We start from the raw sequence: 14,547 nt of genomic DNA, 5'->3' as shown, positions 1-14,547 counted from the left end.
CACATTTGGAGTGCATTTCAGTCATCGGCCTGCTTTGCAGCCGGTAAAGTAAACCCCGACACCGAGCGCCTTAATTGACTGGCCATCTTCGCCAAATTGCCGATGCTCTCGGCGGTGGCGGTCGAACCCGACGACGTCTGCGTGGTGATTTGCTGAATCACGTTCATGGTCAGGGAAATCTGCCCCGCCGATGACGTCTGCTGTTGCGCCGCGTTGTAAATGCTCTGAATCAACGCCGCCAGGGTTTTCGATACGCCTTCGATTTCTTCCAGCGCCACCCCGGCGTCCTGCGCCAGCCGTGCGCCGCGCACCACTTCGGTAGTGGTCTGTTCCATGGAGATCACGGCTTCGTTGGTGTCGGCCTGGATCGCCCGCACCAGGGTTTCGATTTGCCGGGTAGCCGCCGACGAACGCTCGGCCAGCCGCTGTACTTCATCGGCCACCACGGCAAACCCGCGCCCGGCGTCACCGGCCATGCTCGCCTGGATCGCCGCGTTGAGGGCGAGGATGTTGGTCTGGTCGGCGATGTCGTCGATCAGACTGACGATGTCGCCAATCTCCTGGGACGATTCGCCCAGGCGCTTGATGCGCTTGGCGGTGTCCTGGATCTGCTCGCGAATATTGTCCATGCCGTGGATGGTGTTGTGCACCACCTCGTTGCCCTTATTGGCGATCTCCACCGAACGCTCTGCCACCGCCGAAGATTCGGCAGCGTTGGCCGATACCTGATCAATGGACTGGGCCATCTGGTTGATCGCGGTGGAGGCCTCGGCGATCTGCTGAGCCTGATGCTCCGAGGCCTGGGCCAAATGCATGGCGGTGGCCTGGGTATCCTGCACCGCACCCGCAACCTGCCCGGCGGTGAGGTTGATGGTGGCCACCAGGTCGCGTAGTTGGTCCACCGAATAGTTGATGGAGTCAGCGATGGTGCCGGTGAAGTCTTCGGTCACCGAGGCGGTGACGGTCAGGTCGCCGTCGGCCAAATCTTCGATTTCGTCGAGCAGGCGCATGATCGCGTTCTGGTTGCGCTCGTTCTTCTCGGCGGTTTCGTGCAACTGGCGGTTGGTCTCGCGCACCATCACCAAGCCGATCAGGATGATCGAGGTCAGCGCCAGCAGGCCCAGCACGTAGCCGCCGATGGTGTCGAGGCTGCGCCCGCTGGCGAGGTTTTCAAAGCCGGTGGCCAGGTGCGAGGCTTCATCGAGCAGGGTTTGCGAGAGGTTGAAGATATTGCTCGCCGACGCCCGCACCTGAAACAGTTGCGGCGAAGTTTCGAGGATTTCATCCACAGAGCCGGAAACGAACTCGAACAGCTCGGCAATTTCCGCCAGTCGCGCACGGGCGTCGTGGTCCTCGACCTGGCTGATGCGCAAGCCCGGGTTACCCTGGAGCATGCCGCTGAGCACCTGGCCGAAACGGTTGGCATCACGACCAAAGGCATCGGCGGCCTGTACCGATGTGTCGTCACCGGCCAGCACGGTATTCACCGCGCCCAGGATACGCTCGGCCAGCAACGACTGGCGCTGGGCCAACACCACCTGGTTGGCCGGGGCGCCGCGTTGCAGCAGGATGTCGACGACTTTTTCCGACTCCAACTGCAACTGCGGCACGGTTTCAGCCAGGGTTGCGGCCACTTGATGCAGGGACAGCACGGTCTGTTCGCTGGCGAGGATCGCGTCGGTGTTTTTCAGCAGCGCTTCCCAATCAGTTTGCACCGCGCGCATTTCGGCGCGCACAGCAGGTGGCGCAGCCGGCAGGCCCGTCTCGGTATCGCCTTTTTTCAGGTAGCCCCAACGCTGGGCGAAGTCGTTGCGCGCATCGCCCAGCAACTTGAACGCCGCTGCCTTGCCGGCGGCGGCTTCGGTGGCGTTCTTGGCGATGCGCTGGGACAGCACGCGCAATTCACCGGCGTGGCCGATGTACTGCTTGTCGTAGGTCGATTGGGTGTTGAGATAGGCGAAGTTGGCAAACAGCAGCATGATGAACACGATCAACGCGATAAACAGCACAATGATCTGTGCACGGCTGCGCGATGCGGCCTGGGGTTTGGGCGGGATAGCGGTGGTCATGCGGCAACATCCATGAAGCCTGGGGCCTGGGCCAGGGCGAAGGGGCTGAAGACCTGCCACAGCGGGTCGCCGTCGAACTGGCCCTGGATAAACGGCGCGCCGGGGTTGGCGATCGCCGTTAATGCGTCTTGCGCGAAATGCTGCATGCCCACCACCTCATCCACCAGCAGCCCGACAAACAGGTCGTTGAATTCCACCACCAGCACTCGACGTTGCTTGCGCGCCTTGGACAGTTCAAGGCCGAGGAACCCACCCAAGTCCATCACTGGCAACAGGCGCCCGCGCAGATTGGCCACGCCCTTGACCCAGGGCTTGACCCCCGGCATCAAGGTGCAGCGCGGTTCATGCAGCACCTCGGCGACTTCGCCCATGGGCGCCACATACCCGTTTGGCCCTACACGGAAAGCGATCCCGCTCCAGCGCTGCTGGCGGGTTTCCTGGGACGGCAGGTCGGCGGCCAGCAGGCGACAGCGGCGGTCGATGTCCAGCAGCAACTCGAAGGCGGTTTGCGACTCGGTCATGATGGTGAACCGTCAGCCGGCCAGCACCTTGTTCAGGGTGGCGATCAGGGTGTCTTCGTCCACCGGCTTGGTCAGGTAGTCCTTGGCGCCCTGGCGCGCGCCCCAGATCTTGTCGGTTTCCTGGTCCTTGGTGGTGATGATGATGATCGGGATGCCGTTGGTTTCCGGCTCCTTGGACAGCTGGCGGGTGGCCTGGAAGCCATTGAGGCCCGGCATCACGATGTCCATCAGCACCGCGTCAGGTAGTTCCTGGCGGGCCAGGGCCACGCCGTCCGCGCCGTTTTCGGCTTTCAGTACCTGGTGGCCATGCTTTTCCAGCATGCCGGTCAGTTTGTACATTTCGGTCGGCGAATCGTCGACGATCAGAACACGTGCCATGGTTTTCCCCATTACTTTGGTGGACGCCGGCCCTTGTGAGGCGGTATCAGTGTGCTTGTTCTACTGAGGCGAAGGCAGGCACGTAGGCCTTGATCACGCTCAGCAGTTCTTCCTTGTTGAAAGGCTTGGTCAAAAACTGATCGACACCCACGATACGCCCCTTGGCCTTGTCGAACAGGCCATCCTTGGAGGACAACATGATCACCGGGATCGACTTGAACGCCGGGTTGTTCTTCACCAGCGCGCAGGTCTGGTAGCCATCCAGGCGCGGCATCATGATGTCGACAAAGATAATGTGCGGGTGATGATCCACGATCCGCGCCAGGGCATCGAAACCGTCGATGGCCGTGATGACTTCGCAGCCTACGTTCTTCAACAAGGTTTCGGCGGTGCGGCGGATCGTTTTCGAATCGTCGATCACCATCACTCTCAAGGCGTGGGAATGCTGTTCCATATCTGCTCTACCATCGCCACAGCGAATCGGTTTTCGGTGTGTACTGCCTGATGTTGCACAGGATGAACGCCAGAAGCCTTGGAACTCAAGGGCTGCTGCGCCGTGGCAGTCTTTTTAGCACAGTCTCATGGCGCAATCTATCGAGCGGCCCGCCCGGTGGTTTTTCCTTGACCCACAACAGCCGCAGCGCCACTCTGACGCCACTTTTATGCGCCCTAATTTGCTAGAGGAAATCCCCCATGAGCGTTCGCGTCGGCATTGTCATGGACCCTATCGCCAGCATTTCCTATAAAAAGGACAGCTCGCTGGCCATGCTCCTGGCCGCCCAGGCCCGCGGCTGGACGCTGTTCTATATGGAGCAGCGCGACTTGTACCAGGGCGACGGCGAGGCCCGCGCGCGCATGCGCCCGTTGCAGGTGTTCGCCAACCCTGAGAAGTGGTTCGAGCTGGCGGACGAAATCGACAGCCCGCTGAGCGATCTGGATGTGATCCTGATGCGCAAGGACCCGCCGTTCGACATGGAGTTCGTCTACTCCACCTACCTGCTGGAGCAGGCCGAGCGTGCCGGCGTGCTGATCGTCAACAAGCCGCAGAGCCTGCGCGACTGCAACGAAAAGCTGTTCGCCACCCTGTTCCCACAGTGCACACCGCCGACCGTGGTCAGCCGCCGCGCCGACGTGCTGCGTGAATTTGCCGCCAAGCACGGTGACGTGATCCTCAAGCCGCTGGACGGCATGGGCGGTACGTCGATCTTCCGTCACCGCGCCGGCGACCCGAACCTGTCGGTGATCCTGGAAACCCTGACCGCCCTGGGCACCCAGCAGATCATGGGCCAGGCCTACCTGCCGGCGATCAAGGACGGCGACAAGCGCATCCTGATGATCGACGGCGAGCCGGTGGACTACTGCCTGGCGCGCATTCCGGCGGCGGGCGAGACCCGCGGCAACCTGGCAGCCGGTGGCCGTGGTGAAGCGCGCCCTCTGTCGGACAAGGACCGCTGGATTGCAGCCCAGGTCGGCCCGACCCTGCGCGAAAAAGGCCTGCTGTTTGTAGGGCTGGACGTCATCGGCGAAAACCTCACCGAAATCAACGTCACCAGCCCGACCTGTATTCGCGAGATCGACAATGCATTTGGCACGAACATCGGCGAAATGCTGATGGCAGCGATTGAACGCAAGCTACAAGCCAAGTGACATAGAACAGCCGGACACGTACCAACATTGCGTTATCATGCGCCACCTGTGAAACGCGCGATGTTGGTTTTCTTGTCATGACACTCCCGTCCGATCTGCCCTCAGAACTCTCCCATAGCGGTGTGCGCCCGGCTGATCGGCTCGGATTCACCCTGTTCCTGGCAGCATTGATCCACCTCGCGTTGCTCCTCGGCCTGGGCTTCACCTTTGCCGAACCCAAGCAGATCACCAAGACCCTGGAAATCACCCTCGCTACGTTCAAGAGCGAAAAGAAGCCCGAGAAGGCCGATTTTCTCGCTCAGGAAAACCAGCAAGGCAGCGGCACCCTGGACAAGAAAGCGGTGCCCAAGACCACTGAAGTGGCGCCGTTCCAAGACAACAAGGTGAATAAAGTCACCCCGCCGCCGAAGCCCAAGCCCGAGGTCAAGCAGGCCACGCCCAAGCCTGCCGTGACCACCGTCGCGCCCAAACCGCAGAAAGCCCCGGCCCAGCGCGAAAAAACCAAGACCGAGCCGCAACCCGAGCCGGTGAAACCGGCGCCGACCTTCGACAGCTCGCAGCTTTCCGACCAAATTTCCAGCCTGGAAGCGGAACTGGCCAACGAACAACAGCTGTATGCCAAGCGTCCACGCATCTATCGCCTGAACGCCGCGTCGACCATGCGCGACAAAGGCGCCTGGTATAAGGACGAGTGGCGCAAAAAGGTCGAGCGCATCGGCAACCTCAATTACCCGGATGAGGCACGGCGCCAGCAGATTTATGGCAATTTGCGCTTGCTGGTGTCGATCAATCGCGATGGTTCGTTATATGAAGTGCAAGTGCTGGAGTCGTCCGGCCAGCCGCTGCTCGATCAGGCCGCCCAGCGCATTGTGCGCCTGGCTGCCCCCTTCGCGCCGTTTACCGGCGACCTGAACGACGTCGACCGCCTGGAAATCATCCGCACCTGGAAGTTCGCCAGGGGCGACCGCCTCTCCAGTAACTGAAGGTTTTTGTGGCAATCGAGCTCTTTGTAGTGAGCGGGCTTGCCCCGCGCTGGGTGGCGAAGCCGCCCTAACTAGTACGCCGCGATGTTTCAGGAGAAACGCGGTGCCTGGATTTTGGGCGGCTTCGCCACCCAGCGCGGGGCAAGCCCGCTCACTACACAAGCCCCCTTCACCACACTTGTCAGTTCGCCCCTCCAACGCCACACTATCAAACATGAAAAACGTCAGCCCGACCTATCTCAAGCACCAATTCCTGATCGCCATGCCCCATATGGCCGACCCGAACTTTGCGCAGACCCTGACCTACATCGTCGAGCACACGGCCAAAGGTGCCATGGGGCTGGTGGTGAACCGTCCGCAAGAGCTGAACCTGGCCGATATCCTTGAGCAACTACGACCGGAGGTCGAGCCGCCGGCCCGTTGCCAGGGCGTACCGATTTACATCGGCGGGCCGGTGCAGACTGATCGCGGTTTTGTACTGCACCCCACCGGGCCGAAGTTCCAGGCCACGGTCGACCTTGAAGGCGTATCGCTGTCTACTTCCCAGGATGTGTTGTTCGCCATCGCCGATGGCATTGGGCCTGAGCAAAGTGTGATTACCCTCGGCTATGCCGGTTGGGAAGCCGGGCAACTGGAGGCGGAACTGGCCAGCAATGCCTGGCTGACGTGCCCGTTCGACGCCGACATCCTGTTCAACACCCCCACTGAACTGCGTCTTGACGCAGCAGCAGCCAAACTGCGGATCAACCTCAACCTGCTGACCAGCCAGGCGGGGCACGCCTGATGGCTTTGCGTCTGATTTTAGGTTTTGACTACGGCACCAAACAGATCGGCGTTGCGGTCGGCCAAGTGATTACCGGCCAGGCCCGCGAGCTGTGCACCTTGAAAGCCCAGAACGGCGTGCCGGACTGGAACCAGGTCGAAGCCCTGATCAAGGAATGGAAACCCGACGCTGTCGTGGTCGGCCTGCCGTTGAATATGGACGGCACCCCCAGCGACATGTGCCTGCGCGCCGAAAAATTCGCCCGACGCCTCAATGGCCGCTACAACCTGCCCTTCTATACCCACGATGAGCGCCTCACTACCTTTGAAGCCAAAGGTGAACGCCGTGACCGTGGCGGGCAGAAAGGCAGCTACCGGGACAATCCCGTGGACGCCATAGCCGCCGCCTTGCTGTTGCAAGGTTGGCTGGACGAAAACACCGCTTTATTTGAATCCTGACTGACGCGGCTTGCCGCGTCTTTTTACGTTTGAGCCCGGACCTTGCCAGCGCAAGGCCTAGAAGGAGCCCCATGAGCCTGCCCAATCCCGCCGAACTGATCAGCCAGATGGCGACAAGCCTTACGGCCCATCTGCAACACCGTGCCATCAGCGAGCCACGCTTCATCGGCATCCGCACCGGCGGTGTCTGGGTAGCCCAAGCGTTGCTGGAAGCCCTGGGCAGTGATTCGCCACTGGGCACGCTGGACGTGTCCTTCTACCGCGACGACTTCAGCCAGAACGGCTTGCATCCGCAAGTGCGCCCTTCGGCCCTGCCATTCGAGATCGAAGGCCAGCACCTGGTATTGATCGACGATGTGCTGATGAGCGGTCGTACCATCCGTGCCGCCATGAACGAGCTGTTCGACTACGGCCGCCCGGCCAGCGTGACGCTGGTGTGCCTGCTGGACCTGGATGCTGGCGAACTGCCGATCAGCCCGGATGTGGTCGGCGCCACACTGTCCCTGGAGGCCCACCAGCGAGTAAAATTATCCGGTCCCACGCCGCTCGAACTCGAACTGCAAGACCTCGCCCTTTAAACCGCCTTGTAAAGAGTCCCCGCGATGACGCCTCTAGATGCCAAGCGCCCGCTGCAGCTCAATGCTCAGGGCCAGTTGCAACACTTCTTGTCCCTCGACGGTTTGCCCCGCGAACTGCTCACCGAAATCCTCGACACGGCCGACTCGTTCCTCGAAGTCGGCGGTCGGGCGGTGAAGAAGGTCCCGTTGTTGCGCGGCAAAACCATCTGCAACGTGTTCTTCGAGAACTCCACCCGCACCCGCACCACCTTTGAACTGGCGGCCCAACGGCTGTCGGCCGACGTGATCACGCTGAACGTGTCCACTTCGTCGGCGAGCAAGGGCGAAACCCTGCTCGACACCCTGCGCAACCTGGAAGCCATGGCCGCCGACATGTTCGTGGTACGCCACGGCGACTCCGGCGCCGCGCACTTCATCGCCGAGCATGTGTGCCCGCAGGTGGCGATCATCAACGGCGGCGATGGCCGTCATGCCCACCCGACCCAGGGCATGCTCGACATGCTCACCATCCGTCGGCACAAAGGCAGCTTTGAAAACCTCTCGGTGGCCATCGTCGGCGACATCCTGCACTCGCGGGTCGCGCGCTCGAACATGCTGGCCCTGAAAGCCCTGGGTTGCCCGGATATCCGCGTGATCGCCCCGAAAACCCTGCTGCCTATCGGCATCGAGCAATACGGCGTGAAGGTTTATACCGACATGACCGAAGGCCTCAAGGATGTGGATGTGGTGATCATGCTGCGCCTGCAACGCGAGCGCATGGCCGGCGGCCTGCTGCCCAGCGAAGGCGAGTTCTACCGCCTGTTCGGCTTGACCACCGCACGCCTGGCCGGCGCCAAGCCGGATGCCATCGTGATGCACCCGGGCCCCATCAACCGAGGGGTGGAAATTGAGTCGGCAGTGGCCGACGGCCCGCAGTCGGTGATCTTGAACCAGGTGACCTACGGCATCGCCGTGCGCATGGCCGTATTGTCCATGGCCATGAGCGGACAAACCGCGCAACGTCAATTCGAGCAGGAGAACGCCCAGTGAAGCTCAGCATTCTCGGCGCCCGAGTCATCGATCCGGCCAGCGGCCTGGATCAAGTTACCGATCTGCATCTGGAAGCCGGCAAGATCATCGCCATCGGCGCCGCGCCCAGCGGCTTCAGCGCTCATGAGACCATCGACGCCAAGGGCCTGGTGGCCGCGCCCGGCCTGGTGGACCTGAACGTCGCCCTGCGCGAGCCGGGCTACAGCCGCAAAGGCAACATCACCAGCGAAACCCGTGCCGCCGCCGCCGGCGGTGTGACCAGCCTGTGCTGCCCGCCGCACACCAAGCCGATCCTGGACACTTCGGCGGTGACCGAGCTGATCCTTGATCGAGCCCGTGAAGCCGGCAATTGCAAGGTATTCCCCATCGGCGCCCTGAGCAAAGGCCTGGAGGGCGAACAGCTTGCCGAGCTGATCGCCCTGCGTGACGCCGGTTGCGTAGCCTTCGGCAACGGCCTGGAGAGCTTCCGCAGTACTCGCACCCTGTGTCGTGCCCTGGAATATGCGGCCACCTTCGACTTGACGGTGATCTTCCACTCCCAGGACCACGACCTGGCCGAAGGCGGCCTGGCCCATGAAGGCGCCGTCGCCAGCTTCCTCGGCTTGCCGGGCATTCCGGAAACCGCCGAAACCGTGGCCCTGGCCCGCGACCTGTTGCTGGTGGAACAAAGCGGCGTGCGCGCGCACTTCAGCCAACTGACCAGCGCCCGGGGCGTCGCCCTGATCGCCCAGGCCCAGGCCCGTGGCTTGCCGGTGACGGCGGATGTGGCGCTGTACCAGTTGATCCTGACGGATGAGGCGCTGATCGACTTCTCCAGCCTGTATCACGTGCAACCGCCATTGCGTACCCGTGCCGACCGTGATGGTTTGCGTGCGGCGGTGAAGTCCGGCGTGGTGTCGGCGATCTCCAGCCATCACCAGCCCCACGAACGCGATGCCAAGTTGGCACCGTTTGGCGCGACAGAGCCGGGCATCAGCAGCGTCGAGCTGTTGCTACCGCTGGCGATGACGTTGGTGGAAGACGGCTTGCTCGACTTGCCGACGCTGCTGGCCCGCCTGGGCGCCGGCCCGGCCGAAGCCCTGCGTCTGCCGGCAGGTAAGCTGGCCGTGGGTTCGGCGGCGGATCTGGTGCTGTTTGACCTGGCCAGTTCCACCGTGGCCGGGGAACACTGGTTGTCCAAGGGTGAAAACTGCCCGTTCATCGGCCATAGCCTGCCGGCAACGGTGCGCTACACCTTGGTGGACGGCCGGATTACCTACCAGGCCTAAAGCGGGCACCGTTAAAAATGTGGGAGCCGGCTTGCCTGCGATGCAGGCACCTCGGTCTTTCAGCCCAACCGAGGCGATGCTATCGCAGGCAAGCCGGCTCCCACACAAGCCTGCTCCCACACTTGATTGGTGCAGGTTTATCGTCCGTTATTGCGCTCGGCATTACGGATCGAAATCTGCGTGTTCAACGTCCAGAAGTCATACAGCACCCCTATCAGGAACAAGCCGCCGGTCAGCAGGTAGATCAGGCCGGTGATCCATTTGCCCTGGTACATGCGGTGCAAACCGAACACACCCAGGAACGCCAGCAGTACCCAGGCCACGTTGTATTCGATCGGCCCGGCGGTAAAACGCAGGTCGGCTTCACGGTCCATGGCCGGGATCAGGAACAGGTCGATCAGCCAGCCGATGCCCAGTAAGCCGAAGGTGAAAAACCAGATCGTGCCGGTCACGGGTTTACCGTAGTAGAAGCGGTGTGCACCGGTAAAACCGAAAATCCAGAGCAGGTAACCAATCACCTTGCTGTGGGTGTCTTGCTGCGAAACATCCTGTCGATAGGTGTTCATGAAGTACCTCTTTTGCCTCGATAGATAAATTTTTTCATTTTCTTTGTGACTTTTTTACGGGCGCCCGACGTACGGCAAATGGTATCTTCCCTCCCCTCAAAGCCTTGTACTGCCTGACTTCTGTAGGACAATTGCGATAAAACGTCGCGCTTTTCCTGTATTTGACCCCAAGGTTCAGTCGACAAACGGCCTGAGAACAGCACAAAAAGCTGTTATAAAGTTGCGCGCAAACCCATAAGAGCCACGCCTAATGCGACCATTTTTCAAGACATGGCTAACCATTTGCCTATTAATGCCACTGGCCGCCCACGCCACCAATCGTGAGCAACGACTTCCTAACGTTAACGGTTTCACCCCTAAAGTTCACAGCACACCGAGCACTGCCAAATCGGCAAAGCTGACCGTGAACCGCCCGACTCAAGTGGGCAAGGGCCACGGTAAAGCGCTTCACACCCAACTGGCCGTTAACACCAAGCAAAGCAGCAATGTCCTCAGCCGCGCCGTCAACGTGCTCGGTACTCCTTATCGTTGGGGCGGCAGCAGCCCAAGTAAAGGGTTCGACTGCAGCGGTTTGGTGAAATATGCGTTTAACGACGTCAAAGCGGTGGATTTGCCACGCACCTCCAACGCCATGGCCGCTGGTCACGGGTTGAAGGTTGACCGCAAGGACCTGAAACCGGGCGACCTGCTGTTCTTCAAGTTGAAGAGCCGCCAGGTCAATCACGTCGCCATCTACTTGGGCAACGACCGCTTCATCCACGCACCGCGTCGTGGCAAGTCGGTGAGCATCGACACGCTGAAGAAACCGTTCTGGGACAAGAACTACGTGATTGCCAAGCGGGTTCTGCCTAAAGAGCAGAACAACCTGCGCGTGGTACAACGCTGACTCCTGGTTGAATGCGATATAAAATGTGGGAGCGGGCTTGCTCGCGAATGCGGTGGTTCAGTACCTGATGAGCAGGCTGGTCTACCGCATTCGCGAGCAAGCCCGCTCCCACATTGGTTTTTCAGTGCCTACAAGATCTTATATGTCTGCAGGCACCCTCGCTTTCTCCCGCGCACCCTCCCGGCTGATCAGCCCCTCGCCGACTAACGCCTTCAAGCTCATATCCAACGTTTTCATCCCCAATGCCCCACCCGTCTGGATCGCCGAAACCATTTGCGCGCCTTTGTCCTCACGAATCAGGTTACGAATTGCCGGCGTACCCAACATGATCTCGTGAGCCGCCACCCGCCCGCCGCCGATCTTCTTCACAAGCACCTGCGAAACCACTGCCTGCAGCGATTCCGACAGCATCGAACGCACCATCGCCTTTTCCCCCGCAGGGAACACGTCCACCAGCCTGTCCACGGTCTTTGCCGCCGAAGTCGTGTGCAAGGTGCCCAATACCAAGTGCCCGGTCTCAGCCGCTGTCAGCGCGAGGCGGATGGTTTCCAGGTCGCGCAGTTCCCCCACCAGAATCACATCCGGGTCTTCACGCAACGCCGAACGCAGAGCCACCGAGAAGCTGTGGGTATCGCGAAGCACCTGGCGCTGGTTGATCAGCGCCAGTTTGGGCTTGTGGATAAATTCGATGGGGTCTTCGAGGGTGAGGATGTGCTGGCGCCGATGCTGGTTGAGGTGGTCGATCATCGCCGCCAGTGTGGTGGACTTGCCGGACCCGGTCGGCCCGGTCACCAGCACCAGGCCATGGGGCAATTGAGCGATACGCTGGAACACCTCTCCAAGACCCAGGCTTTCCAGGCTCCGCACCTCGGGAATGGTACGAAACACCGCGCCCATACCCCGATCCTGCCGGAATACATTGGCCCGAAAGCGTGCCACGCCGGGCAACTCAAAGGCAAAATCCGTTTCAAGAGATGTTTCGAAATCCTTTTGTTGGTGTTGATTGAGCAAAGGGCTCAATAAGTCCGCGACTTGCGGTGGCGAAAGTACCGTTTCATCCAGGGGCCAGACCTCGCCATCGATTCGCAGCATAGGCACCAGGCCAGCGGACAAATGCAGGTCTGAGGCGCCACGGGACACGCCGGCTGTCAGCAGTTCAGTGATATCCATAGGGCTTTCCATTTCCAGTAGAATGCCGCGGACTCCATATCCACGGGTGCATCTTGAATGTCGACGATAGCAGACAACATTGGCTTGGTTAGCGAGCGGATCCGTGCCGCGGCCCACGCCGTGCAACGTGACGAAAACAGCATCCACCTGCTGGCCGTGAGCAAGACCAAACCCGCGCAAGCCGTGCGTGAAGCCTTTGCCGCCGGCATGCGCGACTTTGGCGAAAACTACCTGCAGGAAGCCCTGGGCAAACAGGTCGAATTAACCGACCTGCCCTTGAGTTGGCACTTCATCGGCCCCATTCAATCGAACAAGACGCGCGCTATCGCCGAGAACTTCGCTTGGGTGCATTCCGTGGACCGCTTGAAAATCGCACAACGTTTGTCCGAACAACGCCCGGCCGACCTGCCACCGCTGAACATCTGCATCCAGGTCAACGTCAGTGGCGAAGCCAGCAAGTCCGGCTGCACGCCCGCCGACCTGCCGGCCCTGGCCAATGCCATCAGCGCCCTGCCGCGTTTGCAACTGCGGGGCTTGATGGCGATCCCTGAGCCAACTGAAGATCGCGCTGCGCAAGATGCGGCGTTCGCTACCGTAAGAGACCTGCAGGCCAGCTTGAACCTGCCGCTGGATACACTTTCCATGGGCATGAGCCACGACCTTGAGTCGGCCATCGCCCAAGGCGCCACCTGGGTGCGGATCGGTACCGCCCTGTTTGGTGCGCGCGACTACGGCCAGCCGTGAAATGGCTGACTTCTTTCTGAATAAGGACCTGTCATGAGCAACACGCGTATTGCCTTTATCGGCGCCGGCAACATGGCGGCCAGCCTGATCGGCGGCCTGCGGGCCAAGGGCCTGGAAGCTGAGCAGATCCGCGCCAGCGACCCAGGTGCCGACACCCGCGCCCGCGTCAGCGCCGAACACGGTATCAAAACGTTCGTCGACAACGCCGAAGCCATCCATGGCGTCGACGTCATCGTGCTGGCGGTCAAGCCGCAGGCCATGAAGGCCGTATGCGAAAGCCTGCGCCCGAGCCTGCAGCCGCACCAACTGGTGGTATCGATTGCCGCCGGCATCACGTGCGCCAGCATGAACAACTGGCTCGGTGCCCAGCCCATCGTGCGCTGCATGCCCAACACCCCGGCGCTGCTGCGCCAGGGCGTGAGCGGCCTGTACGCCACGTCCGAGGTCAGCGCCGAACAACGCGATCAGGCTCAAGCGCTGTTATCCGCCGTAGGCACCGCCCTGTGGCTGGAACAGGAACAACAGTTGGATGCCGTCACCGCCGTGTCCGGCAGCGGCCCGGCGTATTTCTTCCTGTTGATCGAAGCGATGACCGCGGCCGGTGTGAAACTGGGCCTGTCTCACGAAGTCGCTGAGCAACTGGCCGAGCAAACCGCCCTGGGTGCGGCGCACATGGCAGTGGGCAGCGATGTGGATGCCGCCGAGTTGCGCCGTCGTGTCACCTCCCCAGGCGGTACCACGCAGGCCGCCATCGAATCGTTCCAGACCGGGGGCTTTGAAGCCCTGGTGGAAAAAGCACTGGGTGCCGCAGCACACCGTTCGGCCGAAATGGCCGAGCAGCTGGGCAAATAGTCGTCCCCTACATTAGGAAACAAACATGCTCGGAATCAATGACGCTGCCATTTTCATCATCCAGACCCTGGGCAGCCTGTACCTGCTGATCGTGCTGATGCGTTTTATCCTGCAACTGGTGCGGGCGAACTTCTACAACCCGCTTTGCCAGTTCGTGGTGAAAGCCACCCAGCCGCTGCTCAAGCCACTGCGCCGGGTGATCCCGAGCATGTTCGGCCTGGACATGTCGTCACTGGTGCTGGCGCTGCTCCTGCAAATCCTGCTGTTCGCGGTGATCCTGCTGCTCAACGGCTACCAGGCCAACACCGTGCTGCTGTTGCCGTGGGGCCTGATCGGCATTTTCTCGCTGTTTTTGAAGATCATCTTCTGGTCGATGATCATCAGCGTGATCCTGTCGTGGGTCGCACCCGGCAGCCGTAGCCCGGGCGCCGAGCTGGTGTACCAGATCACCGAGCCGGTGCTGGCGCCGTTCCGTCGCTTGATCCCCAACCTGGGCGGCCTGGATATCTCGCCGATCTTCGCATTTATCGCGATCCAGTTGCTGCAAAGCTGGGTGATCCCACGCTTGGCCTTCTATGCGTTCATGCCGAAGGAACTGTTCGGCCTGATCTGAAATGCAGTAAACCCTGTGGGAG

General features: G+C 61.2%; 17 protein-coding genes. 11 read left to right on the top strand and 6 right to left on the bottom strand.

Annotation, left to right across the window (positions count from 1 at the left end):
* Positions 1-17: 17 nt before the first annotated feature.
* The 4 genes from ACRESD_RS06000 to pilG are packed head-to-tail and all read right to left on the bottom strand — an operon-like array spanning position 18 to position 3,422.
* Positions 18-2,069, bottom strand: coding sequence for a methyl-accepting chemotaxis protein (locus ACRESD_RS06000; protein WP_431750086.1), 2,052 nt, complete (start codon positions 2,067-2,069; stop codon positions 18-20).
* Positions 2,066-2,590 carry a chemotaxis protein CheW gene (locus tag ACRESD_RS05995; RefSeq protein WP_431750085.1) on the bottom strand — a complete coding sequence of 175 codons (525 nt, stop codon included), beginning with the start codon at positions 2,588-2,590 and terminating at the stop codon, positions 2,066-2,068. Before ACRESD_RS05995 ends, ACRESD_RS06000 begins: the two co-directional genes overlap by 4 nt.
* A gap of 12 nt (positions 2,591-2,602) precedes the next feature.
* Positions 2,603-2,968, bottom strand: coding sequence for a twitching motility response regulator PilH (pilH, locus tag ACRESD_RS05990; RefSeq protein WP_016972941.1), 366 nt, complete (start codon positions 2,966-2,968; stop codon positions 2,603-2,605).
* Positions 2,969-3,014: 46 nt separating this feature from the next.
* Positions 3,015-3,422, bottom strand: coding sequence for a twitching motility response regulator PilG (gene pilG / locus ACRESD_RS05985; RefSeq protein WP_431750084.1), 408 nt, complete (start codon positions 3,420-3,422; stop codon positions 3,015-3,017).
* 239 nt (positions 3,423-3,661) lie between these two features.
* On the opposite strand from pilG, the gene gshB reads away from it, so the two are divergent.
* The 7 genes from gshB (at position 3,662) to ACRESD_RS05950 (ending at position 9,694) form a co-directional block, all read left to right on the top strand.
* Positions 3,662-4,615 (top strand): glutathione synthase, encoded by a 954-nt coding sequence (gene gshB / locus ACRESD_RS05980; RefSeq protein ID WP_016976046.1) that lies wholly within the window; start codon positions 3,662-3,664, stop codon positions 4,613-4,615.
* Between the two features lie 77 nt (positions 4,616-4,692).
* On the top strand, positions 4,693-5,598 hold the full coding sequence (locus tag ACRESD_RS05975) for an energy transducer TonB (protein ID WP_431750083.1): 906 nt from the start codon (positions 4,693-4,695) through the stop codon (positions 5,596-5,598).
* A 214-nt stretch (positions 5,599-5,812) separates the two neighbouring features.
* A complete protein-coding gene (locus ACRESD_RS05970; protein ID WP_431750082.1) occupies positions 5,813-6,382 on the top strand; it encodes a YqgE/AlgH family protein in 570 nt (189 codons plus the stop codon).
* Entirely contained in the window at positions 6,382-6,819 is a 438-nt protein-coding gene (gene ruvX / locus ACRESD_RS05965) for a Holliday junction resolvase RuvX (RefSeq protein WP_003195067.1), read from the top strand. Before ACRESD_RS05970 ends, ruvX begins: the two co-directional genes overlap by 1 nt.
* 71 nt (positions 6,820-6,890) lie before the next feature.
* Positions 6,891-7,397 (top strand): bifunctional pyr operon transcriptional regulator/uracil phosphoribosyltransferase PyrR, encoded by a 507-nt coding sequence (pyrR, locus tag ACRESD_RS05960; RefSeq protein WP_069078480.1) that lies wholly within the window; start codon positions 6,891-6,893, stop codon positions 7,395-7,397.
* Positions 7,398-7,421: 24 nt separating this feature from the next.
* On the top strand, positions 7,422-8,426 hold the full coding sequence (locus ACRESD_RS05955) for an aspartate carbamoyltransferase catalytic subunit (protein ID WP_338574510.1): 1,005 nt from the start codon (positions 7,422-7,424) through the stop codon (positions 8,424-8,426).
* Positions 8,423-9,694 (top strand): dihydroorotase, encoded by a 1,272-nt coding sequence (locus tag ACRESD_RS05950; protein ID WP_431750081.1) that lies wholly within the window; start codon positions 8,423-8,425, stop codon positions 9,692-9,694. Before ACRESD_RS05955 ends, ACRESD_RS05950 begins: the two co-directional genes overlap by 4 nt.
* A 137-nt stretch (positions 9,695-9,831) precedes the next feature.
* Here the strand turns inward: ACRESD_RS05950 and ACRESD_RS05945 are convergent, their stop codons facing one another.
* Positions 9,832-10,260, bottom strand: a complete 429-nt coding sequence (locus ACRESD_RS05945; RefSeq protein ID WP_431750080.1) for an NINE protein — start codon at positions 10,258-10,260, stop codon at positions 9,832-9,834.
* Between the two features lie 250 nt (positions 10,261-10,510).
* On the opposite strand from ACRESD_RS05945, the gene ACRESD_RS05940 reads away from it, so the two are divergent.
* Positions 10,511-11,146: a C40 family peptidase gene (locus ACRESD_RS05940; RefSeq protein WP_431750079.1), complete on the top strand. Its 636-nt coding sequence runs from the start codon at positions 10,511-10,513 to the stop codon at positions 11,144-11,146.
* 138 nt (positions 11,147-11,284) lie between these two features.
* Here the strand turns inward: ACRESD_RS05940 and ACRESD_RS05935 are convergent, their stop codons facing one another.
* Positions 11,285-12,316 carry a type IV pilus twitching motility protein PilT gene (locus ACRESD_RS05935; protein ID WP_431750078.1) on the bottom strand — a complete coding sequence of 344 codons (1,032 nt, stop codon included), beginning with the start codon at positions 12,314-12,316 and terminating at the stop codon, positions 11,285-11,287.
* A 57-nt stretch (positions 12,317-12,373) separates the two neighbouring features.
* On the opposite strand from ACRESD_RS05935, the gene ACRESD_RS05930 reads away from it, so the two are divergent.
* Genes ACRESD_RS05930 through ACRESD_RS05920 form a run of 3 tightly spaced genes read left to right on the top strand, consistent with a single transcriptional unit; the run spans position 12,374 to position 14,525 of the window.
* Positions 12,374-13,060, top strand: a complete 687-nt coding sequence (locus ACRESD_RS05930; protein WP_431750077.1) for a YggS family pyridoxal phosphate-dependent enzyme — start codon at positions 12,374-12,376, stop codon at positions 13,058-13,060.
* A 33-nt stretch (positions 13,061-13,093) separates the two neighbouring features.
* Positions 13,094-13,912: a pyrroline-5-carboxylate reductase gene (gene proC / locus ACRESD_RS05925; RefSeq protein WP_431750076.1), complete on the top strand. Its 819-nt coding sequence runs from the start codon at positions 13,094-13,096 to the stop codon at positions 13,910-13,912.
* Positions 13,913-13,937: 25 nt separating this feature from the next.
* Positions 13,938-14,525 (top strand): YggT family protein, encoded by a 588-nt coding sequence (locus ACRESD_RS05920; protein ID WP_431750075.1) that lies wholly within the window; start codon positions 13,938-13,940, stop codon positions 14,523-14,525.
* Positions 14,526-14,547: the final 22 nt, after the last annotated feature.

The organism is Pseudomonas sp. (assembly GCF_050739995.1).
Lineage (GTDB): Bacteria > Pseudomonadota > Gammaproteobacteria > Pseudomonadales > Pseudomonadaceae > Aquipseudomonas.
Note: the sequence above shows the minus strand (reverse complement) of the source record. Positions and strands in the feature narration are given on the sequence as shown.